Below are 21,806 nucleotides of genomic sequence, written 5' to 3' on the forward strand. Positions count from 1 at the left end.
TTGTGGCATGGCCATTGCAGACCCCCAGATACAGCCACGTCCGGTGATCCGACAGCTGGATGACGCCGCGATCAACAGGATTGCGGCGGGTGAGGTGCTGGAGCGTCCGGCCTCGGCGGTCAAGGAACTGGTCGAGAATGCCATTGATGCCGGTGCAACCCGGATCGAGGTGGTGATTGCCGATGGTGGCAAGACATTGATCCGCGTCACCGATGATGGTTGCGGCATTGCCCCAAGCGATCTGCCGCTGGCCCTGTCACGTCATGCAACCTCCAAGATTGACGGGTCTGACCTTTTGAACATCACGTCGTTCGGGTTTCGCGGCGAGGCGCTGCCGTCGCTGGGCGCTGTGGGTCGTCTGACCATCACATCCCGCGTACCCGGACAGGATGCCGCCAGCATTGCCGTATCGGGGGGCCGCACCAGCGACGTGCGCCCCGCCGCCCTGTCCGGCGGCACCGCAGTCGCGTTGCGCGATATGTTCTTTGCCACCCCTGCCCGGCTGAAATTTCTGCGCACTGACCGGGCCGAGGCACAGGCCGTCGCCGATGTGGTCAAGCGGCTAGCAATGGCCGAACCCTTTGTGACCTTTGTGCTGCGCGATGCGTCGGGTGGCGACAACCGCACCACATTCCGCGCCGATGCCGAAACCGGCGATCTGTTTGACGCGCTGCACGGGCGACTGCGCACCGTGCTGGGCCGCGACTTTGCCGAGAACGCCCTGCCGATTGATGCCCAACGCGACGGGTTTCACCTGACCGGCTATGCCGCCCTGCCGACGTATTCACGCGGGGCTGCGGTGGCGCAGTTTCTGTTCGTGAACGGCAGGCCCGTCCGCGACAAGATGCTGCTGGGTGCCTTACGTGCCGCCTATATGGATGTGCTGTCGCGCGACCGGCATCCGGCGGCAGCCCTTTTCGTCGATTGCGCCCCGACTTTGGTTGATGTCAACGTGCATCCGGCCAAATCCGAGGTTCGGTTTCGTGAGCCGGCCACGGTGCGGGGGCTGATCATTTCGGGTCTGCGGCATGCGTTGGCGGGTGCGGGGCACCGGGCATCGACCACGGTCGCCGATGCCACATTGGGCGCGATCACGCCGCAGCCAAGCCAGCCGCGCGTCTATCAAATGGATCGCCCCAGCTTTAGCGCGCGGTCAATGACGTTTCAGGCACAGGCCCCCGGATTTGCCGAAGCGCCGTCGGCCCGGATTGAACCCGTTCTTGCGGATGACCCTGATCATCTGCCGTTGGGTGCGGCCCGCGCGCAGGTGCATGAGAATTACATTATCGCACAGACCGAAACCGGTATCGTGATCGTGGATCAACACGCGGCGCATGAACGGCTGGTGTATGAAAAGCTCAAACGTCAGATGGCGGAAAATGGTGTCGCCGCGCAGGCGTTGCTGATCCCCGAGATCGTCGAGATGACGACCGGTGAAGCGGAGCAACTGCTTGAGATCGCGGCGGATCTTTCGCGGCTTGGTCTGACACTGGAGCCGTTTGGCGGCGGGGCGATTGCGGTGCGCGAAACGCCTGCGATCCTGGGCGAGGTCAATGCCGCCGCGATGCTGCGCGACATTCTGGATGAGCTGGCCGATCAAAACGACAGCGCCAGCGTGCAGGCCAAGATCGAGGCGATCCTGAGCCGGGTGGCCTGTCACGGCTCTGTCCGGTCGGGGCGCCGGATGCAGGGCGCCGAGATGAACGCGCTTTTGCGCGAGATGGAGGCGACGCCGATGTCGGGTCAATGCAACCATGGGCGCCCAACCTACGTCGAATTGAAGCTGGCCGATATTGAGCGTCTGTTCGGGCGCACATGATCCAGATCGGTGACCAAGTTTTCGCATTCGGCGATCCGCTGGTGATTACGGCCCTTGTCGGGGCCGGCGTTGTCTTGCTGATCGTTGTCTTGCTGATCACGACTGTCCGCCGTGCGGGCACCTCTGCCGCAGCCGTGCAATACGTGGCCAGTCAGCTGGGGCGGTTGTCGATGGATGTGAATGTCCTTGGACAGGGGCAGAACCAGTTGGCGGGCAACATTCAGACCGTCAGCGACGCACAGGCCAACGCACAGGTGCGCGTGATCCAGACGATGGAGGCCCGGCTGGCGCAGGTGCAGGCACAGGTGGCCGAACGGCTGGCGGATAATGCCCTGAAATCCGCGCGCTCGATGTCAGACCTGCAGGAGCGGATGAAAGAAACCCTGTCGGGCAACAGTGAAAAGACGACGAAAAGCCTGACACAGTTGCAGGAACGGCTGGCCACGATCGACCGGGCGCAGACGAACATTGAAAAGCTGTCGGGCGATGTACTGTCGTTGCAGGACATTTTGTCGAACAAGCAACGGCGCGGTATGTTCGGGGAAATCCAGCTGACCGATATTGTGTCCAAGGCGCTGCCTGCGGAAAGCTATACGTTGCAAGCGACGCTTTCCAATGGGAAGCGGGCCGATTGTCTGGTGCATTTGCCCAACCCCCCCGGCCCCATCGTGATCGACGCAAAATTCCCGTTTGAAGCATACGAAGCCTATGCCGCCGCTGAATCCAAGGACGATCAGGCAGTGGCCCTGCGTGCGCTTGGTGCAGCGGTGCGGGTGCATATCAAAGCGATCTCCGAGAAATACCTGATTGAGGGCGAAACCGCCGATGGCGCGCTGATGTTCCTGCCCTCGGAGGCGGTTTATGCCGAGTTGCACGCCCGCCTGCCCGAGGTCGTGCGCGCGGGGTTCGATGCCCGCGTCTGGATCGTATCGCCGACGACCTGTATGGCGACGCTGAACACGATGCGCGCAATTTTGAAAGACGCGCGGATGCGCGAGCAAGCCGGTGAAATCCGCAAGGCGCTGCGGCTGTTGCACCGCGACGTCGAGATTATCACCGAAAAAGCGGGCAAGCTGGAAACGCATCTGCGGCAAGCAGGCGAGGATGTGTCGGGCGTGCTGACAGCGGCGACGCGCGCAGGCAAACGGGCCGACCGGCTGGACAACTTTGACTTTGAAGAGCTGGCGCCGGATGCTGATCCGAAGGTCGTACCGATCGCGCCACCCGGCGGATGACCCGCAAAAACACCACACGGCGAGGCTGAGAGGCCGAAAAGACCCCGGCTTGCGTCGGGGTCTGTCGAAGAATTTGATTAGATACCGACGAAGCGCTGCGCGAAGCGCGGCAATATCCCGGTGAACCGCAGCGGCGCGTCGGTGGCCGCAAGGCAGATGCAATCCATCCCGGCCTCGGCGACGGGCGTATGGTTCATGTCTTCGTTCGCCACCTCGACATCGCCCGTGCCAAAGCGGTCGGTTTCATCAACGAACGCGCCCTGCAGCACCAGCGTCAGTTCCATGCCACCGTGGCCGTGATCCGGCACGGCGGTCCCGGCAGGGATGCGCAACAGGCGCACGCTGGCGTCATTTGACGTCTGCAGGATCATCTGGCTGACACCGCCGCCCACCCTGCGCCATTTGACGGAAACAAGGTCACCATCGACATAGTCGTGCAACGGGGCCGGGAAGATACCGTTGCGCAACGGCGGCTTTGGCATCGCGTCCACCGATGGCGCGTTTGCGATCAGCGCCATTGTCGCGGCAAGCGCATCTTCGGCCATCGCGATCGGTTCCGCGTCCAACATCACCTCACCGCCGACGGCGTCATAGGCGGATAGCGCCGCGCGGCAACTGTCGCACATGGAGATATGCGTAGCGACCACAAGGTTGAACGCCTCTGGCAAGGTCCCAGCGGCATAGCCCATCAAAAGCGGCTCTGTCAGGTGATGTTTGATCGTGTTCATCATTACATTTTCACTTCATTGCATGGCGCAGGCGATCCAGCGCGAGTCTAATTCTTGATTTGATCGTTCCAAGCGGAAGACCGGTTTCCGCGGCAATTTCGCTATGGCTCAACTCGCCGTAGTAGGCGCGTTCAATCAGTTTTCTTTGTTCAGACGGCAACGCGGCAAGCGCCTGCCCCAGCTTTTCTGTCTCTTGCTGCAGAACGATGGCTTCGGACTGGTCGGGCTCTGCTTCGGGGCCCCATGGCAGGTCTTCGGGTTCGGGCCGGCGCTGTTTGCGCAAAATGTCGATCTTGCGGTTCCGGGCGATGGTAAATATCCATGTCGACACGCTCGCCTTGGTCGGGTCGAACATTTTGGCCTTGTTCCAAAGGGTCGCCATCACCTCTTGGGTGCATTCTTCGGCCATATCGGGGCTCGCGCCGGATTTCATCAGAAACGATTTCACGCGCGGCGCGAAATAGGCAAAGAGTTCGGCAAATGCCGCCTTGTCCTGATGGTCGCGTACGGCTGTCACCTGCACCACCCAAGCCATGCGTTTCGTCGATTGTTCGCCTGTCACCCGTCGCGCCCCTGTCTTGTAAAACGCCCTAACGTCCTGCCCCTTATACGGGGGAACGGCAGGCGGCGCATCCGCTTTCGGGGGGGTAGGGGTTTCCAACAACATGTGCTTTGTACGGGGCATCTTTGCCACTGGATCAGTGCATCGGCTTTTTTTCTCTTTGATCCATCCCGCAGTAGGCTACGTAAGATATAACGAAGAAACGACGAGGCAACGGAGCACTGATGTATGCCAACTAAGACAGTGACAGCCGCCCCCAGACGTGTGGCGGTGATTGGGGCAGGTATTTCCGGAATGGGTGCTGCCCATGCATTGGCAACGGATCATCAGGTGGTTCTGTTCGAGGCGGAAAAGCGGCTGGGCGGGCATGCGCGCACCCGGATGGCGGGCCCCAATCGGGATCAGCCCGTGGATACCGGGTTTATTGTGTTCAATTATGCAAACTACCCACATCTGACGGAACTGTTTGACCGGCTTGAGGTGCCCGTTGTCAAAAGCAACATGAGCTTTGGTGCATCGTTTTCGGGTGGCAGGTTTGAATACGGATTGGGCAGCATGAATGCGTTGTTTGCCCAGCGCAGCAATATTGCCAGCCCCCGGTTTCTGCGCATGGTGCGGGATATCCTGCATTTTAACGCCAACGGGTTAGAGGCCAGCCGCGATGAGACGCTGACCATCGGTGCCTTGCTGAAAAAGCTGAACCTCAGCGATTTTTTCCGCGATCATTATCTGCTGCCGTTTTCGGGGGCGATCTGGTCAACGCCCAAGGAAAAGATCCTTGATTTCCCAGCTTATGCGATGATGAAATTCTTTGACAATCACGCCCTGCTGTCGGCCAACGGGCAGCACCAGTGGTACACGGTCGATGGCGGCAGCCAGCAATATGTGACTCGGCTGGGCGAGGATATGGTCCGGCGCGGTGTCACGATCCGGCTGGATGCGCCGATTGATGCGGTGCGTCGGGGGCCCGCCGGGGTCGAGGTGAAAGCCAAGGGTGGCGATTGGGAGATGTTTGACGAGGTGATTTTCGCCACCCATTCCGACGATACGCTAGCGCTGCTGTCCGATGCGACGGCGGTCGAAAAATCCGTTTTGGGCGCCCTGCGCTATCAGCCCAACAAGATCGTGCTGCATTCCGACACGGCTGTGATGCCGAAGCGGCGGTCAGTCTGGTCGTCGTGGGTATATTCCGAGGATGCCGGCAATGACAAAGAGCAGATTGACCTGACTTATTGGATGAATTCGCTGCAGCCGTGGCTGAAGGCGGATGAGATGATGGTGACGCTGAATTCCAATCGTCCGATCCGCGAGGATCTGATCTGGGACGAGGTGACCCTGCGCCACCCCGTCTATGACCTTGCCGCGCTGGCAGCCCAAGACGCCGCAGCGGCGATGAACGGGTCAAACCGGACGTGGTTTTGTGGTGCATGGATGAAGAACGGGTTCCACGAAGACGGGTTAGCCAGCGCGATGGACGTGGTGCATGCGTTGAACGCGGTCGAACGCATGGAACTGGCGGCAGAGTGACCGCAACGGTTCATCATATCGCCGGGCAGACGTATCACGCACGGCGCGGTGCCACCAAAAATGCGTTTCGCTATTCGATTGATTACGTGCTGCTGGATGCCGAGGCAGATTTGCTGACGCCCGGTCTTTTTGGCCGCAATGCTGGCAACCTGATGTCGGTGCATGACGCGGACCACGGCGGCGCACCCAAGGCAGGGCGCGGTGGCGCCTGGGTCCGGCAGGTGCTGGCTGCGCATGACATTGATCTGCCGGGCCGGATTGATCTGCTGGCGCAGCCGCGCGTGCTGGGGCATGTGTTCAACCCGGTGTCATTCTGGCTTTGCCATGATGCAGGTGGGGTGCTGCGTTGTGTGATTGCCGAAGTCAGCAATACATTTGGTGATCGACATTCATATCTGTGCCGCCATGACGATGACCGCGAGATAACCAAAGCGGATACGATGTCCGCCCAGAAGATATTTCATGTCTCCCCGTTCCAGCCGATTGAGGGTGGATATGTGTTTCGATTTGATATTCAACCAGACAGCATCGGCATCTGGATCGACTATTCGCGCGGCAACGGCGGGCTGATTGCGACCCTGACGGGCCAGCGCAGGGCGCTGACCAATCTGTCGATCCTATGGGCCGCGCTGCGCCGCCCGTTGGGGTCGCGCCGGGTGCTGGCGTTGATCCATTGGCAGGCGGCAAAGCTGTGGTGGAAAGGTGCTAAATACCGCCCCCGCCCAGAACCGCCCATGGATGAGGTCAGCAGATGACCGCCATGTCAGAGAGGTTGCCGGCATTCACAGGTTTCGCAGCCGTGCTGTCGGGTGCCGGGTTGCCCATCTATATCTATGCGCCGAAATATTACGCCGATACGTTCGGGGTCAGTCTGGCCGCGTTGGGGGCCGTACTGTTTGGCCTGCGGATGTTCGATGTCATTCAGGACCCCGTGCTGGGCTGGATCAGCGAACGCATGGGCGACACCAAGAAACTGATCGTGACGCTGACCGCTGCCGTGCTCGCCCTGTCCATGATCGGGCTGTTTGCCGTGGCCCCGCCCATCGCCCCAATCTGGTGGTTTGGGCTGACGATTACCGGCCTGTTCACGGCCTTCAGTTTTCTGACGATCAACTTCTATGCCCAAGGGATCAGCAAGGCGGGGGATGGCCACGAAGGGCATGTGCGTCTTGCCGCATGGCGTGAAAGCGGTGCGCTGCTTGGGGTCTGTATCGCGGCCGTGATCCCCACGCTGCTGATCGGCGTCGTGCCTGACCCGTTTGCCAGTTTTGCCTATGGATTTGCTGCGGCCACGATGATCGCGGCGTTCTTTATGTGGCCCGAATGGAAAGGCCGCACGACGACCGAGCCGTCCCGGATAGGCGAGATTACCGCAGATCCCATCGCGCGACGGCTGCTGATCCTTGCCCTGGTCAATGCCACGCCGCTGGCGGTGTCATCGACATTGTTCCTGTTCTACGTCGAAAGCCGCCTTGGCGCGCCCGGCTGGGAAGGCGGGCTGCTGGTGCTGTTCTTTCTTGCGGCTGCGGTATCATCGCCGGTTTGGTCCGCACTGGCCGGGCGGTATGGTGGAAAGCCGGTTCTGCTGACGGCGATGGTGCTGGCGATCGCGTCATTCGGCTATACCCTGACATTGACGACCGGCGATGTGATCCCATTTGCGGTGGTGTGCGTATTAAGTGGTGCAACGATCGGCGCAGACCTGACGTTACTGCCCGCGATGTTCGCGAAACGCATGGCGGTGATCTCTCCCAATGGGGGGCAGGGGTTTGGGTTGTGGACATTGGTGAACAAGTTCACGCTTGCCTTCGCTGCGGTGGTTTTGCTGCCGCTTCTGGAACGATCAGGGTTTCAGGCCGGGGCCGCAACGCCCCCCGCCGCCGCCCTGACAATGCTGACGGTGCTTTACGCATTAGTGCCGTCGCTTTTGAAACTGGTGGCCATCGGATTATTGGCCGCCACAAAACTGGAGGATTAGACGATGTCAGTTCTGATCTATGTTCTGATAGGTGTAGCCCTGACATACGTCGCGCTGGTCCTGAAATGGCGGTTCATGTCGTTTGGATCGCAACAGCCTGCCGACTATGCAGCCGGCCCGATTTTCAATATCCGCGAACGGTTCAACGGGCCGATCATCTGCGAGGGTGTGATTTATGGGCCGACCGGCCGTGTCACATCACGCTTTGTCGCAGACTTTGACGCATCGTGGGATGGCAACGTGGGCACCATGACGGAATCGTTCCAGTACGACAGCGGTACCACGCAGGAACGGGTCTGGACACTGACGCTGGGCAATGAAGGCGCGATCAAGGCCGACGCCCCCGATCTTGTCGGGTCCGGCGTTGGTCGGCAAGAGGGGTCAGCCGTACTGCTGAATTACCGGATCAAATTACCACCAGAGGCCGGAGGCCATGTGCTGGACACCACGGACTGGATGTATTTGATGGCCAACGGGTCGATCATGAACCGCAGCCAATTCCGTAAATTCGGGATCAAAGTAGCCGAGCTGGTCGCGACCATGCGCCCGCGCACTGACGTTTACGCAGGAGAATGATGTGAGGGAATGGCAGGGAAAACGGTACTGGCTGGTCGGTGCAAGCGAAGGTTTGGGCCGCGAGGTCGCATTCTGTCTGAGCCGCGCCGGGGCCGAGGTTATCGTTTCTGCCCGGTCCGAGGAACGTTTGAAAGAACTGGTTGCGGCACTGCCTGGAAAGGCGTCGTATATTGCCGTTGATGTGACGGACCGCGCGGCGGTCGAGGCCGCCGCGAAACAGGCAGGTGCGCTGGACGGGGTCGTCTATCTGGCGGGCGTGTACTGGCCCATGGCCGCGACGGAATGGGACAACGAAAAAGCCGACATGATGGGCGAGGTGAATTTTCTAGGTGGATCGCGTGTTGTCGGGGCCGTGATTGGCGATATGGTCGCACGCGGCGAAGGGCACATCGTGCTGACCGGGTCGCTGTCGGGATTTCGCGGACTGCCGGGGGCGATTGGCTATTCGGCATCCAAGGCAGGATTGATGGCGCTGGCAGAATCGATGCAGGCCGACTTGCACAAATCCAACATTCAGGTGCAGGTGATCAACCCGGGTTTCATTAAAACGCGCCTGACGGAAAAGAATAATTTCAACATGCCGTTCATTATGGAACCAGAAGCCGCAGCCCGCGTATTCTTTGAACACATGAATGACAGCGCCTTCAAGAAAAGCTTTCCCATGGTGTTTTCATGGGTATTTCGCGTGTCGCAATTCATGCCCGACTGGATGTATTATCGGCTGTTCGGCGCCAAGTGATTGCGCCAGATCAATGTCTTTGAGCGTCACCTGCCCCAAGGTAACCACAGGAGGGCCACATGATGCTACCCATTTCCCCTGAAAAAGTCGCCGAGGTTATCATCCTTGCCCGCGAGCTGGACCGCGCCGAGAACGAATTTGATGGCTTCGTGGACCGGCTGGCCGAGGATGAACAGGCCGGCCTTGTTGCCATTTTCTGGATCGGGCGCGGGACGTTCGATGCCGATGATCTGGAAACCGCCATCAAGGTCGCCACCGAGGAAGCGACCCTGCCAACGGCGAAATACCTCAAAGGTTCACCGCATCTGGCGGATCATCTGGAAAGCGGGCTCGAAGCCTTGGGGGTCGATTCCAGCGATGTTGAAAACGATCTGTACCGCCCGACATAGGTGCGCGACACGGGCCAGACCGTAGGGTGGATTTTAATCCACCGCCCTATCAAAACAATCCCGCGCCCTGCCCCAGACCCCATCACCCGACACGCCAAGCGTCATAAGATGCGGCAGCAACTGCCCGGCGAAATCCGCGCTGCTTTCGGCTGGCAACATTGAGGGCAGGTTATCGATGGCCGTCACATCCAGCACCGGATCGTCAAAAACCCGCAGTGCGGGCGCGTCCCATGTCGTGGTCCTGTCATAGACCTTGATGGGGGAAAGGTCGCTATCGGGATCGCAGGCAATATCGCCAATGACCGACAGATGACGCGCGGCAGTCTTGGCGCTGGCTGGCACAAAGACGGGCGTGCCGGGCCGCGCAAGGATGCAGTTGAGAAAGATATCATGCGCCAGGACCTGCGCGAAAGGCCCACCCGATGCGGTTTCGGCCATGTCCCAATTGGTCGTCGCCACCCCCATCGCGGCACACAGATCCGCCGCCCCGGTCCCGACGCGCCCGAGCGCGCCGATGATCAGCGCCGTTGGCCGTTTGGCCCCCGATGCCGCCAGCGACTGCTGCAGTGCCGCACGCATATCGGTCGCACTTGGGTAGGCTTGCACCGGTCCGGCCAGCGCGCCACGTTGCTGCGCGATCCAGCACATCAGCGCCACAGCGGCCCCGGCGTAGCCTGCCCAATACCCAAAGGCGGCAACCCGGCGCCCATCGGCCTGCGTCAGATATTCCAGATCATACAGCGCCCCACCCCCGGCCTTGAACCGGTCCAGCAGCACCCGGCCCGCAGGTTGCCCCTTGTAGGCGTGCCCGAACATGATGTGACGGTGCGGCAGCGGCGTGCCGTCTTCGGGCAATTCCTTCAGGCCAAAGATGATCGCATCGCGGGGTGCCTCGGGCCAGGTGAATTCCGGCGCGATCGCGGCACCCTGGGCCGCATAATCGGTGATCGGGATGATCCGCTGGCGGCTTTCTTCGACAGTGACGGCAAAGCCTTGGTTGATCAGCTGTGCGACACCTTGCGGGGTGATGCCCACGCGTTCTTCGTGTGCGCGGCTTTCAGCGCGGACCCAAAGATGCACCATCACAGCATCCCCATATCGCGGACGGTGCGGATGGATTGCCGGGCGTCCATTTTCTGCTGAAAAGCCGAGAGGTTGGGATAGTCGTCGATATCAACCCCATCACCCGGCAGCCACGTCAGGACCACGTAAAGGCAAGCCTCTGCCAGCGTGATTTTCCCGTCGGCAGAGGCTGCCAAAAGTGGCAGCGCCTGCGCCACATAGGCGCAGGAGGCGGCCATGGTTTCGGGCATTTTGCGCTTCATCTCGGCGATGGCTTGCGGGTCGTCCGCCCAGCGCCCGCCGCGATACCCATGGGCGTGGTTTATATGCATCGTGCTGGACAGATAGCACATCAGTTCGCGCATTTTCGCGGCTTCGAATGGGTCTGCGGGCACCAGATCCGGCGCGATATATTCGAGAATGGCACCTGTTTCAGTCAAGACGCCCTTGGGTGTTTCAAGCGCGGGCACCCGCCCTTTTGGATTTACCGCCCGGTAGGTGTCACCCGTCTGTTCTGACTTGGAAAAGTCAACTAAAACAGGGGTATAGTCCAGACCGAGTTCTTCAAGAACAATGGCGACAGCGACAGAAATCGTGCGCGGGGCGTAATGGAGTCTGAGCATGGTTGCGCTTTCAATAATGGGTCACCGCATAGGTGCGGTCAGCGTAGTCAAGATGCGGGGTCGCGTTGAAGCTGGCAAGGATGGGACCCTGTGGGATTACCTGCACCCGGTGCAACGATGTGTTCATGATCGGTAGCAAAATATGCGCCATCCGCGTCGGATCAAGGTTGAGCAGGTGCCGGATGATCATGCCGATAACGCCGCCTGACGTGACGCACAGGATGCGGACACCGGGTTTGGCGGCCTCTTGCAGCACGGTCGTGACGCGGTCTTCGAAGGCGGCGAATGTTTCGTTACCCATGATTTCGGCCCTGTGCCATGCCTCCATCACCTGCGGAACGTGGGCGGCAAAGTCATCGGGGCCGGGAAACGGGATGCCGTGCATATCTTCGAGCGCGCGGCCAAGGTTGAAATAGTCCATCTCGTTCAGGCGCGGATCAATGATGGCGTCAGCGTGACCGATACCTGCGGCTGTTTCGCGGTGCCGCCGCAAGCTGCCGCTGATCACCTTGTCGAAGGGGCGTTCCCGATCACCCAGATAGTCGCCAAGCCAGCGCGCCTGCTGGTGGCCCAGATCCGACAATTTGTCGTAATTCTCCTCGTCACGGGCACCCGAATTGGCCTGCCCGTGCCGCACCAGAATAATTTCACCCATTTGGCCCCTCCTGTCCGGCTAGGCTTAAGAGGTCCAAAGAACCTTGGCAACGGTGGTCGCGACGTGGCGCGTCAGCCGCGCTTGGGTGCGGACTGACCGCTGGCAGGTCAGGTTTCAGCGCAGATCAATCACGCGGGCGTGAACTTTTGAAATATTTTGTCGTTCACATCATTTGGCGATGTTGAAATCTGTGATCGGACAGCTGCGCGCCCTGCGCAAAAAGCCGGTTGAGGGGTATTCCACGCACAGATCGGGCACTGTTTCCGTGCGGTTCCGCACGGAAACCCGCCGAATCGGCAAAAACCGCTGCGTCAAGTGCCCGGCGCGATCACGGGCCTTACTAATTTCGTGATCGCGGGAACCCTTTTCCGACGCGGTCCAAAGGCGGATGATCATCACATGATTTGGCATATCCGCCAAAAATCAACATCGAAAGGTACATATTATGTCCATGAAAACACTGATCTTCGTTGCCGCTGCGATTGCTGCAACAGGTTCCTTCGCAACAGCCGACACCTATTTTGAATTCGGGCCACAGTTGGCCCCCAGTGACACATTGGAACTGGGTCTGATCACCGCAGATGGTGACGGCGTCGTCGAAATCTATGAGTATCACACGGGTGTCATGGGTGCGTTGCTTGGGTCTGAGCGTCTGCATGCAGGCGCAAATCCCGACGTCCGCATCAATACCGGCGTGCCCGTCAGGCAAGATGTCATTGCCGTGGTAAAAATCGGCGGGCAGGTTGTTGCCACCAAGCAGTTCGACATCGACAGCTAAACCGACATTATTCGGTCATTGACACGCCAGCCCCATCAAATGGGGCTGGCTTTTTTAATGCCGACGCTGCGGGGTTACTTGTACACGGAATCGTGGCGTGGGACTGTGCCGCGCAAGAGCATCAATCAACAAACCAACAGGTCCCCCCATATGTCCGCTGCTGCGCTTCTACGTGACGTTTTTGGCTTTGACGCCTTTCGCCCCGGCCAGCAAGAGATTGTAGAGGCGGTCGTGGATGGCCATAATACGCTGGCGATCATGCCGACGGGGGGCGGTAAATCGCTTTGCTTCCAGCTTCCGGCGCTGGTGCGCGACGGGGTAACTGTGGTGATATCGCCGTTGATCGCCCTGATGCGCGATCAGGTCCGCGGGCTGCGCGAGGCGGGGGTCGAGGCGGGTGCGCTGACATCGGGCAATACGCCCGAGGAAACCGATGCGGTCTGGGCCGCGTTGGAGGCCGGCACGCTGAAGCTTTTGTATATGGCGCCGGAACGGTTGGCCGCAGGCGGAACAATGCAGATGCTGCGCCGGGCGGGTGTCGGCCTGATTGCCGTGGACGAGGCGCATTGCGTCAGCCAATGGGGCCATGATTTTCGCCCCGATTACCTGCGCATTGGCGAATTGCGGCAAATGCTGAACGTGCCGCTGGCCGCGTTTACGGCCACCGCAGATGCGGAAACCCGCGCCGAGATCGTGCAAAAGCTGTTTGACGGGCAGCCGCCAACAACCTTTTTGCACGGCTTTGACCGGCCCAATATCCACCTTGCCTTTGCGGTCAAGGATGGTCCCCGCGCGCAGATCCTGAACTTTGCCGGCACCCGCAAGGGGCAGTCCGGCATTGTCTATTGCGGGACCCGCGCCAAGACAGAAACGCTGTCCAAGGCGCTGTCGGACGCGGGCCATCTGTCGTGTCACTACCATGGTGGGATGCAGGCCGAGGACCGGCGCATTGTTGAGCGGCGTTTCCAGCAAGAGGATGGGTTGATCGTCTGCGCGACCGTGGCCTTTGGCATGGGCATCGACAAACCCGATATTCGCTGGGTTGCGCATGCGGATTTGCCCAAGAGCATTGAATCATATTATCAGGAAATTGGCCGTGCGGGCCGCGATGGCGCCCCGGCGGAAACGCTGACGCTGTTTGGGCCAGATGACATTCGCTATCGCCGGCAACAGATCGACGAAGGGCTGGCCCCGCCCGAACGCCGTGCGGCGGATCATGGGCGGCTGAATGCGCTGCTGGGCTTGGCCGAGGCGTTGCGCTGTCGCCGGCAGAACCTGCTTGATTATTTCGGTGAGGCGTCCGGGCCCTGTGGGAACTGTGACCTGTGCGACAAACCCGCCGAGATCTTTGATGGCACGACTGCCGTGCGCATGGCGTTGTCCGCCGCGCTGCGGACCGAGGAGTGGTTTGGCGCGGGGCATTTGATTGATATTCTGCGCGGCGACCTGACCGATAAGGTGAAACAGCGCGGCCACGACAGCCTGCCCACGTTTGGCGTCGGCAATGACTATGATAAACGCCAGTGGCAGGCGATTTTCCGGCAGATGATGGGGCACGACCTGATGCGTCCTGACCCGGACCGGCATGGGGCGTTGCGTATGACCGACCACGCCCGCCCTATCCTGCGCGGTGAAGCAACGATTGAGCTGCGCCGCGATACCATTCGCGCGGCCAAGGGTACGGGGCCAAAGGTGCGGATGCTGGTCAGTGAAGAAGACGCGCCGCTGCTGTCGGCGCTCAAGGCCAAGCGCCGCTATCTGGCCGAACAGGCCAATGTGCCCGCCTATATCATTTTCAACGACCGCAGCCTGATTGAAATGGCCGAGCGCAAGCCGAATACGCTGGATCAGATGGCAGGCATTGGGGGCGTGGGCGCCAAGAAGCTGGAAAGCTATGGGCGTGCGTTTCTCGAGGTGATCGCGGGGGCGGTGGATGACGTGCATCCGATGCGCCGCAAGCTGGCGGGCCGGGACGAGGGCGTTATCTACGACCGGCTGCTAGAGGTACAGGCCGCGCTATCGCGTGGCCCGCACGGTGCCGACAAACCGATGAGCTGTTCGGCGTCGATGCTGGCCAAAGTCGCGCAGATGCGATCCGCCGATGCCGATCAGCTGGCACGTGTGATGGGAGAGAAGTACGCAGAGCGGTTCGGTGATGCGTTTCTGGAGGTATTGGAGGCGGGATGATGTCCGGTTTCAATCTGCGTCATCTTCTACTGGCGACGACTTTGAGCCGGTACATTCTCGGGTGTTATGACCTGAACGTTGGAAATAGCAGCTATCAAAGGGTCTGACGTCAGCTTGTGGTGATACAGGAAAGCGTGAAAGACATTTTCCAAATCAATGCGCAGGTCATGGTGCAAGACAAAACTGAGGTGACCTGTGTCGATCAGGGCCCTGTTGTCATTGTCGAGATCGTGGGCCACGTAGATACCGGGCTGCAACCTGTTCTGTTCAAGGATACGCAGGATAGTATGGTTCCCGCCGCCCATGGAATAGACCGCGCACACATGATCCAGATTTTCCAAGACCCGTTGCATAAGCTGGGTTTTTTCGAAGTGGGCCCCGCCTCCCCCGCTTGCATCGACCATGCGCAACCTTGGGCACAGCCGTTTCAGGGTCGTCGTGAATGCGGTTTCCCGCGCTTCTTCTCCCAGGAATTGGTCATTGCTTCTTGAGGTCAGGACAGTTCCAGAGACATTGCCGACGGTTTTTGCGATCAGATAGGCGGCTGTCCTGCCGGCGCTGTGGTTATCAAGTCCGACATAGGCGATGCGCCGGGGTGTTGTCAGGTCGGTGACAAGGGTGACGACGGGGATGCCCGATGCGGTCAATTTATCGACAGCTGCGCGCACCGCAGGGACATCGCGCAACTTGAGGCACACGCCTTGGCTTCCACGCTTGGCGATACGCGCGAGGGTTTGCACGACTTCCGCCTCGCTCATGTTTTCGTGCATCACGAAACGCGGGCGGCAAACGGCAACCCCGATCCGCGGCACCACCCATTCGGCAGCCTGCCTGACCTCTGCGCTGAAACGCGCGGGTGCCTCTACCACGAAATCAAAGAACATGCGCCGCCCACGCGCAGCAAGCTGGGCCTCCTGTCCTGCAAGTTCAGAAACCGCAGCCGCGATCCTGGCCTTGGTTTGGGGGCTGACATGGGGACGATTGTTGATCGCACGGTCAACAGTTGCGGTGCTGAGACCCGATTGCCGGGCGATTTCTTTGAGTGGGAAACGATGTGTCATTGATGTGTTTTTGATGTATTTTGGTGATCCGATCAAGCCAGAATTGCAGCAGGGTATGGGCAACAACAGGAGATCGGCCATGAAAGACCACATCGAAACCAAAGTCGGATATTTTCACCCCGACGCCTGCGACCTGAGCGCATTTGCAAAGTTGATTGCGCAAACGGTCGATCCTGCCACGGTCCCGCACGCCAGTGACATTCAAAAGAACACACCGATTTACGACATGTCGCTGCTGCGGGCGTCGCTGGACGACACAACGATGCGGCGTGAAATCATGGCCGAATGGGCAGGTGTGCTGATGAACGGTGCAGGTGTTCTGGTCCTGCGTGGGGCCTATGCGGACACCCGCGTACTGGACGAGGCGACATCGGTTTACGAGACCATCATCGCCACCGAGAAGAAACTGGCAAGCGGCGGCGGCGGTGACCATTTCGCGGCGTCAGGTTCCAACGACCGGATTTGGAATTCACTGCAAAAACTTTGCGAGGCAGCGCCAGATGTGTTCCTGCGATATTTCGCGAATACGTCCATCGCAGCAGCGTGCGAAGCATGGTTGGGGCCCAACTATCAAATGACGGCGCAGATCAATCTGGTTCATCCGGGCGGTGCGGCGCAACAAGCGCACAGGGATTACCATCTTGGTTTTCAAACGGCAAAGGTCAGTGCCGACTATCCGGCACATGTACATGACCTGTCCCCGGCCCTGACGCTGCAGGGTGCCGTCGCACATTGCGATATGCCGATCGAGAGCGGGCCGACCAAGCTGCTGCCTTTCTCGCAGCAGTACCGTGCGGGGTATGCCGCGTGGCGACGTGACGATTTTCGCGCCCTGTTCGAAGAGCGTCATATCCAGCTGCCGCTGGCCAAAGGGGACGCTCTTTTCTTCAATCCGGGGCTGTTTCATGCTGCGGGCGCAAACACGAGCGGCGATATTCATCGCATGGCAAATTTGTTGCAGGTGTCTTCGGCAATCGGACGCGCGATGGAGACGGTAGATCGACAGAAGATGTGCAAGCTTTTGTACCCGCATGCCGTGCGATCCCATCAGAGCAGCACGTTGAGCGGGGCTGAGTTGACCGCGTCGATTGCGGCGACGGCAGAGGGGTATTCCTTTCCAACCAATCTGGACCGTGACCCACCCAAAGCAGGTCTCGCGCCGGAAACCCAGCAAGCGTTCTTTGCGCGGGCAATTGCGGCGGGTATGACGGACCAAGCCTTCGTAGATCAGCTTGATCAGATGGCTGCAAATCAAAGAGCGTGAGTAGCAGTTCATCGGCGCAATCAGCGTGATTGCCCAGGGCGTCGAAAGTCGCAAAGCGGGCATTGGCCGCTGCGGGGTCCTGCGTGGCAATGGGCGTCAGGCGGTTGTGCGGGCCTGACCGGGTGCGACCGTCGAGGCCCAAGTTTTTGCGCACGCTTGACCCCCCGCCCACATGCCACTAGCAAGCGGCAATTCTGACAAGGGGCAAGGCAATGGCACGCACACGCAAAGGGCGCGATATTTCGGGGTGGCTGGTGGTGGACAAACCCGCCGGGTTGACGTCGACCGCTGTTGTCAACAAGGTCAAATGGGCGCTGGATGCCAAAAAAGCCGGCCATGCGGGGACATTGGACCCGGAGGCGACGGGTGTTCTGGCCATCGCGCTGGGCGAAGCGACCAAGACCGTTCCGTATATCACTGATGCGCTGAAGGCCTATGTCTTTACCATGCGTCTGGGTCAGGCGACCAATACCGACGATGCCGAGGGCGAGGTGATTGCGCAAAGCGATCTGCGCCCCGATGACGCGGAGATCAAGGACGCGCTGGGTGCCTTTATCGGGGACATCATGCAGGTCCCGCCGCAATTTTCCGCCGTAAAGGTGGACGGTCAGCGCGCCTATAAAAAGGCCCGCGACGGCGAAGAAATGGAGCTTGCCGCGCGCCCTCTTTGGGTTGACGAACTGGTTTTGGTCGACCGGCCCGATGCGGATCATGTGGTGCTGGAAATGACCTGTGGCAAAGGTGGTTATGTCCGGTCGATCGCCCGTGATCTGGGTGCCGTATTGGGCTGTTTCGGGCATGTCGTATCGTTGCGCCGGATTTGGTCTGGCCCGTTTCAGGCCGAGGATGGCGTGACACTGGAGCAAGTCGTAGCACTGGCCAGGACACCGGAATTGGATGCGTATATCCAGCCGCTTGAAGTGGGGCTTGCCGATCTGCCGCAGGTGCGTTGTCTTGCGGAAAGCGTCGCCCGGCTGCGCAACGGCAATCCCGCGTCGGTGATTGCGTCAGATGTCGAGTATGGCGAAGAGGTTTGGGCGTCTTACGATGGCAAGGCAATTGCCGTCGGAAGTTATCGCGGCGGTGAATTGCACCCGACGCGGGTGTTTGTCGCCGCGAAGGTGGATTGAAATCCACCTTACGTTCTGGCTACCGTCACACGATGATCACGCGGACACATATCAAGGACGATGCGCCTTCGACGGCGGTTTATTCAGATTGCGAACGCTACCGCTATGCGTTGACACGGACTTGGGACACGGCTGGCACGCGTGTGTTATTCGTGATGCTGAACCCATCCAAGGCCACAGAAGTGCAGAACGACCCGACGGTTGAGCGTTGCGAGCGGCGCGCACGTGCGTTGGGATTTGGGGCATTTCAGGTCACCAATATTTTTGCATGGCGCGACACCGATCCGCAGATGATGCGCAAGGCTGTCGATCCGATCGGACCGGATAACGACGAGATGATCCGCGATGGCGCCGCATGGGCGGACCAGATCATTGCCGCATGGGGCACCCATGGCGCGCATCTTGATCGGGGTGTCACCATGGCCCGGCTTCTGGGTGGCATCGGTAAACCCCTGTTGACGCTTGGCCTGACCAAAGACGGCCACCCCACGCACCCGCTTTACATCAGTTATGCCCGGAAACCGACCCTTTGGAGCATGCCATGATCCCCCGCTTTACCCAATCATACGTGCAATGCGGCGACGTGCGCCTTTCGGTGCATCGCACGGGTCAGGGGACACCGTTGATCCTGCTGCACGGTACCCGCAAAACCATCATTGCTGGGAACAGGTTGCCCCGATCTGCGCGGCTATGGCGACAGCGACGCACCTGCCGATAACGCAGATCACACCACCTATTCCAAACGCCAGATGGCGGCCGATATCGTGGCGCTGATGGATGCACTTGGCATCGCGCAAGCCCATGTTCTGGGCCATGATCGCGGCGGGCGGGTGGCCTATCGGGCGGCGCTTTACCACCCTGATCGTGTGGTAAAGCGTGGGATTATCGAGATCGTACCAACCGGCGATTTCTGGGCCGTTTGGGACGCCAACCTAGCCATGAAGGCGTATCACTGGACCTTTTTAGCCCAACCGGCCCCCTTGCCGGAACGGATGATCGGGGCGGACCCGGCCGGGTATATTGATTGGACGTTGACCGCATGGACTCTGGGCAAATCGCTGAGCGTCTTTTCAGATGCCGCGCTTGCCAGTTACCGGGCGCAGGCGGCTGATCCGGCGCATCTGCATGCCATGTGCGCCGATTACCGCGCCGGGGCCACGTTTGACAAAGCACTAGATGAAGCCGACCGTGCGGCGCGGCGCACGATCAGCGCACCGTTGCATTTCCTATGGGCCAAAAGCGGTTTTCCGGCACAAACCGGTGATCCTGCCGCGATGTGGCAACCACGGGCAGATCATATGACCGATAGCGCCTGCGCATCGGGTCACTTTACCATGGAAGAAAACCCACAGTCAGTCTGCGACACCTTCGTGCCGTTCTTTCGAGAGCGTTAACCATTGGGTCACTTTGCGGCCCGGATGCGACGCCTTTTGTGTTAGTCAGATACCTTGGAAGGTCGGGGGCGGCTTTTGTTGCGGCGGGTGTCTGTCATGTTGGCGATTCTAGGACTTATGGGCATCGCGTTATCCGCGATCGTGTTGACCGGCACCGAATTCGGGGAAACCCAGGACAGTGAGGCAGACGCCCTGAGAGATGAGCCGGAAACCTCCGGGGTCGAAGTGATGCCACTGGATGAGCTGCTTGACCTGAGCGACGATGATACTGTGATCTTTGCGGGCGGGGCCGATGATGTGGTCCAGACTGGCGCGGGCAACGACCATATTGACGGCGAAGACGGGAATGACCACCTTGTCGGCGGCGCGGGCAATGATGAATTGCACGGTGGGCGCGGTGATGACGTTCTTGACGGCGGTGCAGGCGATGACGCGCTGAACGGGCATGTTGGCGACGACATTATTACCGGGGGCGACGGGAATGATATGTTGAACGGCGGCAGCGGGAATGATGTGCTGATGGGCGGGGCGGGTGACGATGCCCTGCTGGGATCGCTGGGCGATGATGTGCTGGTGGGTGGTCCGGGCGCTGATGTGCTGCATGGGGGCGCGGGGAACGACGCGCTGTATGACCGGGGCGACAGCATCCGTGATTTTCTGAATGGTGGGGCTGGGGATGACGTGCTGATGGGCGGCGCAGGCGACTATCTGCATGGCGGAACCGGCGCGGATACCTTTGCGCTGGAAACTGGCATTGGCGTCATTGTCGCGGATTTTGACCCAACGGCTGATATTATCGAAATCGCCTATGAAGGGACCGCGCCGGTCCTGTCAACGGCGCTTTCTGACGGGGGGCTGGTGTTGCTGGCGGATGGAGAAGCGGTGGCGACCTTTGTGAACCTGACCGACCTCGACATGGCCGCGGTGGCGCTGATCGCGGCATAAAAGGCTTTCCTTTTTGCGCAATTCCTCTTAGATGCAGCCATCCGAACGGGATTCCACCGTGCGGACCCTCCACGGGCCTTGCTGGACGACATCCCGGCCTGCGCCATTCACCCCTTAGATAAGGAGACCCCGATGTCGATTACTGCTGAAGAAAAAGCACGCGTGATGAAAGAGTTTGCAACCAAAGAAGGCGACACCGGTTCGCCCGAAGTGCAGGTTGCAATCCTGTCATCCCGGATCGCGACCCTGACAGAGCATTTCAAGACCCACAAAAAAGACAACCACGGTCGCCGTGGCCTTTTGAAAATGGTCGCCCTGCGCCGGAAATTGCTGGACTATACCCGCGCCAAGGAAGAGGCCCGTTATCAGAGCCTGATCCAACGCCTGGGTCTGCGCCGCTAATCCAAGTTGCGGCGGTGTTGCATCGCCCGGCAGCTTGCGAACGTAAAGAACGCCTGCCAGTTTGGTGGGCGTTCTTGGTAGTGGCAGGTCGGCGCGATCCCGGCTTGCACTGCACCCCATGACCGATTAAACGGTCGCCCACAGGCCCCAATAGCTCAGATGGTAGAGCAACTGTTTCGTAAATAGTAGGTCGGCGGTTCGAGTCCGTCTTGGGGCACCATTTAAATCTGCTAAATTATTGATTAAAACAGTTTTATGCCTAATTGTAGCAATCATAACCCCCAGTTATCCCCCTTGAGGATCGAGCTAGGTGGGGTCTTGGAAGAGTCTGGCGTAACGCGTGTCCATAACGTTTTCGCGATTTCATCTGCCCCATGTGTGAAGCGCTCACCATCTTGAACAATCGCCCGCACTGGTTCGCCCGTCGCAAAATCACATATAAAATTTACGGCATGGCTTTCGCTGGCGCCGCCCAGATTGCCTGCGAGGGATAGGGCGGCCTTTATGTATACCCTCATCGTCACGGCAAAGACGAACGATATTGACCCGCAGGCGTGGACGGCCGATGTTTTGGCGCGGCTGCCGGACATGCCGGTGTCACGCGTTCAGGAATTGCTGCCCTGGAACTGGAAGACAGCAACAGAAATGGGGAGGATTGCCGCATGACACTGGCCGCACGCCTCAAGATCACATTGTCGAGCTATGCGGGAATTTGGGTGATGGCGTGATTTGAAGGGCGGCGTATCGTGGCG

The 21,806-nt window shown here is 59.9% G+C and carries 22 protein-coding genes, 1 tRNA gene and 1 pseudogene; 18 read left to right on the forward strand and 6 right to left on the reverse strand.

The window, feature by feature from the left end; translation table 11 throughout:
• Positions 1-7 precede the first annotated feature (7 nt).
• A complete protein-coding gene (mutL, locus tag QZ196_RS09045) occupies positions 8-1,819 on the forward strand; it encodes a DNA mismatch repair endonuclease MutL (RefSeq protein ID WP_296425666.1) in 1,812 nt (603 codons plus the stop codon).
• Positions 1,816-3,054 (forward strand): DNA recombination protein RmuC, encoded by a 1,239-nt coding sequence (rmuC, locus tag QZ196_RS09050; RefSeq protein WP_296425668.1) that lies wholly within the window; start codon positions 1,816-1,818, stop codon positions 3,052-3,054. The genes mutL and rmuC overlap by 4 nt, the downstream gene beginning before the upstream one ends.
• 77 nt (positions 3,055-3,131) lie before the next feature.
• Here the strand turns inward: rmuC and QZ196_RS09055 are convergent, their stop codons facing one another.
• Together QZ196_RS09055 and QZ196_RS09060 are read right to left on the reverse strand one after the other, a co-directional pair.
• A complete protein-coding gene (locus QZ196_RS09055; RefSeq protein WP_296425698.1) occupies positions 3,132-3,782 on the reverse strand; it encodes a ChrR family anti-sigma-E factor in 651 nt (216 codons plus the stop codon).
• Positions 3,783-3,792: 10 nt separating this feature from the next.
• Positions 3,793-4,449, reverse strand: coding sequence for a sigma-70 family RNA polymerase sigma factor (locus QZ196_RS09060; RefSeq protein ID WP_296425671.1), 657 nt, complete (start codon positions 4,447-4,449; stop codon positions 3,793-3,795).
• A 123-nt stretch (positions 4,450-4,572) separates the two neighbouring features.
• Between QZ196_RS09060 and QZ196_RS09065 the strand changes: the two genes are divergently transcribed.
• The 6 genes from QZ196_RS09065 (at position 4,573) to QZ196_RS09090 (ending at position 9,553) form a co-directional block, all read left to right on the forward strand.
• Positions 4,573-5,871 (forward strand): FAD-dependent oxidoreductase, encoded by a 1,299-nt coding sequence (locus QZ196_RS09065; protein ID WP_296425673.1) that lies wholly within the window; start codon positions 4,573-4,575, stop codon positions 5,869-5,871.
• The gene (locus QZ196_RS09070) at positions 5,868-6,626 is read left to right on the forward strand and encodes a DUF1365 domain-containing protein (protein ID WP_296425674.1); all 759 of its coding nucleotides are present in this window, start codon (positions 5,868-5,870) and stop codon (positions 6,624-6,626) included. The genes QZ196_RS09065 and QZ196_RS09070 overlap by 4 nt, the downstream gene beginning before the upstream one ends.
• Positions 6,623-7,849 carry an MFS transporter gene (locus tag QZ196_RS09075; protein ID WP_296425675.1) on the forward strand — a complete coding sequence of 409 codons (1,227 nt, stop codon included), beginning with the start codon at positions 6,623-6,625 and terminating at the stop codon, positions 7,847-7,849. The genes QZ196_RS09070 and QZ196_RS09075 overlap by 4 nt, the downstream gene beginning before the upstream one ends.
• Positions 7,850-7,852: 3 nt before the next feature.
• Entirely contained in the window at positions 7,853-8,425 is a 573-nt protein-coding gene (locus QZ196_RS09080; protein WP_296425676.1) for a DUF3833 domain-containing protein, read from the forward strand.
• Between the two features lies 1 nt (position 8,426).
• Positions 8,427-9,164, forward strand: coding sequence for an SDR family NAD(P)-dependent oxidoreductase (locus tag QZ196_RS09085; protein ID WP_296425677.1), 738 nt, complete (start codon positions 8,427-8,429; stop codon positions 9,162-9,164).
• A 62-nt stretch (positions 9,165-9,226) separates the two neighbouring features.
• A complete protein-coding gene (locus QZ196_RS09090) occupies positions 9,227-9,553 on the forward strand; it encodes a DUF3775 domain-containing protein (protein ID WP_296425700.1) in 327 nt (108 codons plus the stop codon).
• Positions 9,554-9,586: 33 nt separating this feature from the next.
• On the opposite strand, the gene QZ196_RS09095 is transcribed toward QZ196_RS09090, so the two are convergent.
• From QZ196_RS09095 to QZ196_RS09105, 3 genes are read right to left on the reverse strand one after another with little or no spacing between them, the layout of a single operon-like run.
• Complete coding sequence (locus QZ196_RS09095) at positions 9,587-10,636, reverse strand: saccharopine dehydrogenase (RefSeq protein WP_296425678.1); 1,050 nt, start codon at positions 10,634-10,636, stop codon at positions 9,587-9,589.
• The gene (locus tag QZ196_RS09100) at positions 10,636-11,238 is read right to left on the reverse strand and encodes a glutathione S-transferase family protein (protein ID WP_296425679.1); all 603 of its coding nucleotides are present in this window, start codon (positions 11,236-11,238) and stop codon (positions 10,636-10,638) included. Before QZ196_RS09100 ends, QZ196_RS09095 begins: the two co-directional genes overlap by 1 nt.
• Positions 11,239-11,248: 10 nt before the next feature.
• Entirely contained in the window at positions 11,249-11,893 is a 645-nt protein-coding gene (locus QZ196_RS09105) for a histidine phosphatase family protein (RefSeq protein ID WP_296425681.1), read from the reverse strand.
• 445 nt (positions 11,894-12,338) lie between these two features.
• On the opposite strand from QZ196_RS09105, the gene QZ196_RS09110 reads away from it, so the two are divergent.
• Both QZ196_RS09110 and recQ read left to right on the forward strand, forming a co-directional pair.
• Positions 12,339-12,671 (forward strand): hypothetical protein, encoded by a 333-nt coding sequence (locus QZ196_RS09110; protein ID WP_296425682.1) that lies wholly within the window; start codon positions 12,339-12,341, stop codon positions 12,669-12,671.
• A gap of 150 nt (positions 12,672-12,821) precedes the next feature.
• Entirely contained in the window at positions 12,822-14,858 is a 2,037-nt protein-coding gene (gene recQ, locus QZ196_RS09115; protein ID WP_296425684.1) for a DNA helicase RecQ, read from the forward strand.
• A gap of 26 nt (positions 14,859-14,884) precedes the next feature.
• On the opposite strand, the gene QZ196_RS09120 is transcribed toward recQ, so the two are convergent.
• Positions 14,885-15,919: a LacI family DNA-binding transcriptional regulator gene (locus QZ196_RS09120; protein ID WP_296425686.1), complete on the reverse strand. Its 1,035-nt coding sequence runs from the start codon at positions 15,917-15,919 to the stop codon at positions 14,885-14,887.
• A 79-nt stretch (positions 15,920-15,998) separates the two neighbouring features.
• Here QZ196_RS09120 and QZ196_RS09125 point away from each other — a divergent pair, with 79 nt between their 5' ends.
• The 8 genes and pseudogenes from QZ196_RS09125 to QZ196_RS09160 all read left to right on the forward strand — a co-directional run.
• The gene (locus QZ196_RS09125; protein ID WP_296425688.1) at positions 15,999-17,183 is read left to right on the forward strand and encodes a phytanoyl-CoA dioxygenase family protein; all 1,185 of its coding nucleotides are present in this window, start codon (positions 15,999-16,001) and stop codon (positions 17,181-17,183) included.
• Between the two features lie 212 nt (positions 17,184-17,395).
• The gene (gene truB, locus QZ196_RS09130; protein ID WP_296425690.1) at positions 17,396-18,313 is read left to right on the forward strand and encodes a tRNA pseudouridine(55) synthase TruB; all 918 of its coding nucleotides are present in this window, start codon (positions 17,396-17,398) and stop codon (positions 18,311-18,313) included.
• A gap of 32 nt (positions 18,314-18,345) precedes the next feature.
• Complete coding sequence (locus QZ196_RS09135; RefSeq protein ID WP_296425692.1) at positions 18,346-18,858, forward strand: DUF1643 domain-containing protein; 513 nt, start codon at positions 18,346-18,348, stop codon at positions 18,856-18,858.
• Positions 18,859-18,969: 111 nt separating this feature from the next.
• A complete protein-coding gene (locus QZ196_RS09140; protein WP_296425694.1) occupies positions 18,970-19,707 on the forward strand; it encodes an alpha/beta hydrolase in 738 nt (245 codons plus the stop codon).
• A gap of 96 nt (positions 19,708-19,803) precedes the next feature.
• Positions 19,804-20,652 carry a calcium-binding protein gene (locus tag QZ196_RS09145; RefSeq protein WP_296425696.1) on the forward strand — a complete coding sequence of 283 codons (849 nt, stop codon included), beginning with the start codon at positions 19,804-19,806 and terminating at the stop codon, positions 20,650-20,652.
• A 132-nt stretch (positions 20,653-20,784) separates the two neighbouring features.
• The gene (rpsO, locus tag QZ196_RS09150) at positions 20,785-21,054 is read left to right on the forward strand and encodes a 30S ribosomal protein S15 (RefSeq protein WP_296425702.1); all 270 of its coding nucleotides are present in this window, start codon (positions 20,785-20,787) and stop codon (positions 21,052-21,054) included.
• Positions 21,055-21,198: 144 nt separating this feature from the next.
• Positions 21,199-21,274 (forward strand) — tRNA-Thr (locus QZ196_RS09155).
• Between the two features lie 269 nt (positions 21,275-21,543).
• Positions 21,544-21,720, forward strand: a pseudogene (locus QZ196_RS09160) (transposase domain-containing protein); the annotation flags it as partial.
• Between the last annotated feature and the right edge of the window lie 86 nt (positions 21,721-21,806).

This window comes from Yoonia sp. (assembly GCF_017854565.1).
Lineage (GTDB): Bacteria > Pseudomonadota > Alphaproteobacteria > Rhodobacterales > Rhodobacteraceae > Yoonia.

Excerpts from the sequence above, each read along its gene's own strand:
- mutL (WP_296425666.1), top strand. The coding sequence starts at position 8 with ATGGCCATTGCAGACCCCCAGATACAGCCACGTCCGGTGATCCGACAG.
- rmuC (WP_296425668.1), top strand. The coding sequence starts at position 1,816 with ATGATCCAGATCGGTGACCAAGTTTTCGCATTCGGCGATCCGCTGGTG.
- QZ196_RS09055 (WP_296425698.1), bottom strand. The coding sequence starts at position 3,782 with ATGAACACGATCAAACATCACCTGACAGAGCCGCTTTTGATGGGCTAT.
- QZ196_RS09060 (WP_296425671.1), bottom strand. The coding sequence starts at position 4,449 with ATGTTGTTGGAAACCCCTACCCCCCCGAAAGCGGATGCGCCGCCTGCC.
- QZ196_RS09065 (WP_296425673.1), top strand. The coding sequence starts at position 4,573 with ATGCCAACTAAGACAGTGACAGCCGCCCCCAGACGTGTGGCGGTGATT.
- QZ196_RS09075 (WP_296425675.1), top strand. The coding sequence starts at position 6,623 with ATGACCGCCATGTCAGAGAGGTTGCCGGCATTCACAGGTTTCGCAGCC.
- QZ196_RS09080 (WP_296425676.1), top strand. The coding sequence starts at position 7,853 with ATGTCAGTTCTGATCTATGTTCTGATAGGTGTAGCCCTGACATACGTC.
- QZ196_RS09090 (WP_296425700.1), top strand. The coding sequence starts at position 9,227 with ATGCTACCCATTTCCCCTGAAAAAGTCGCCGAGGTTATCATCCTTGCC.
- QZ196_RS09095 (WP_296425678.1), bottom strand. The coding sequence starts at position 10,636 with ATGGTGCATCTTTGGGTCCGCGCTGAAAGCCGCGCACACGAAGAACGC.
- QZ196_RS09100 (WP_296425679.1), bottom strand. The coding sequence starts at position 11,238 with ATGCTCAGACTCCATTACGCCCCGCGCACGATTTCTGTCGCTGTCGCC.
- QZ196_RS09105 (WP_296425681.1), bottom strand. The coding sequence starts at position 11,893 with ATGGGTGAAATTATTCTGGTGCGGCACGGGCAGGCCAATTCGGGTGCC.
- QZ196_RS09110 (WP_296425682.1), top strand. The coding sequence starts at position 12,339 with ATGTCCATGAAAACACTGATCTTCGTTGCCGCTGCGATTGCTGCAACA.
- recQ (WP_296425684.1), top strand. The coding sequence starts at position 12,822 with ATGTCCGCTGCTGCGCTTCTACGTGACGTTTTTGGCTTTGACGCCTTT.
- QZ196_RS09120 (WP_296425686.1), bottom strand. The coding sequence starts at position 15,919 with ATGACACATCGTTTCCCACTCAAAGAAATCGCCCGGCAATCGGGTCTC.
- QZ196_RS09125 (WP_296425688.1), top strand. The coding sequence starts at position 15,999 with ATGAAAGACCACATCGAAACCAAAGTCGGATATTTTCACCCCGACGCC.
- truB (WP_296425690.1), top strand. The coding sequence starts at position 17,396 with ATGGCACGCACACGCAAAGGGCGCGATATTTCGGGGTGGCTGGTGGTG.
- QZ196_RS09135 (WP_296425692.1), top strand. The coding sequence starts at position 18,346 with ATGATCACGCGGACACATATCAAGGACGATGCGCCTTCGACGGCGGTT.
- QZ196_RS09145 (WP_296425696.1), top strand. The coding sequence starts at position 19,804 with ATGTTGGCGATTCTAGGACTTATGGGCATCGCGTTATCCGCGATCGTG.
- rpsO (WP_296425702.1), top strand. The coding sequence starts at position 20,785 with ATGTCGATTACTGCTGAAGAAAAAGCACGCGTGATGAAAGAGTTTGCA.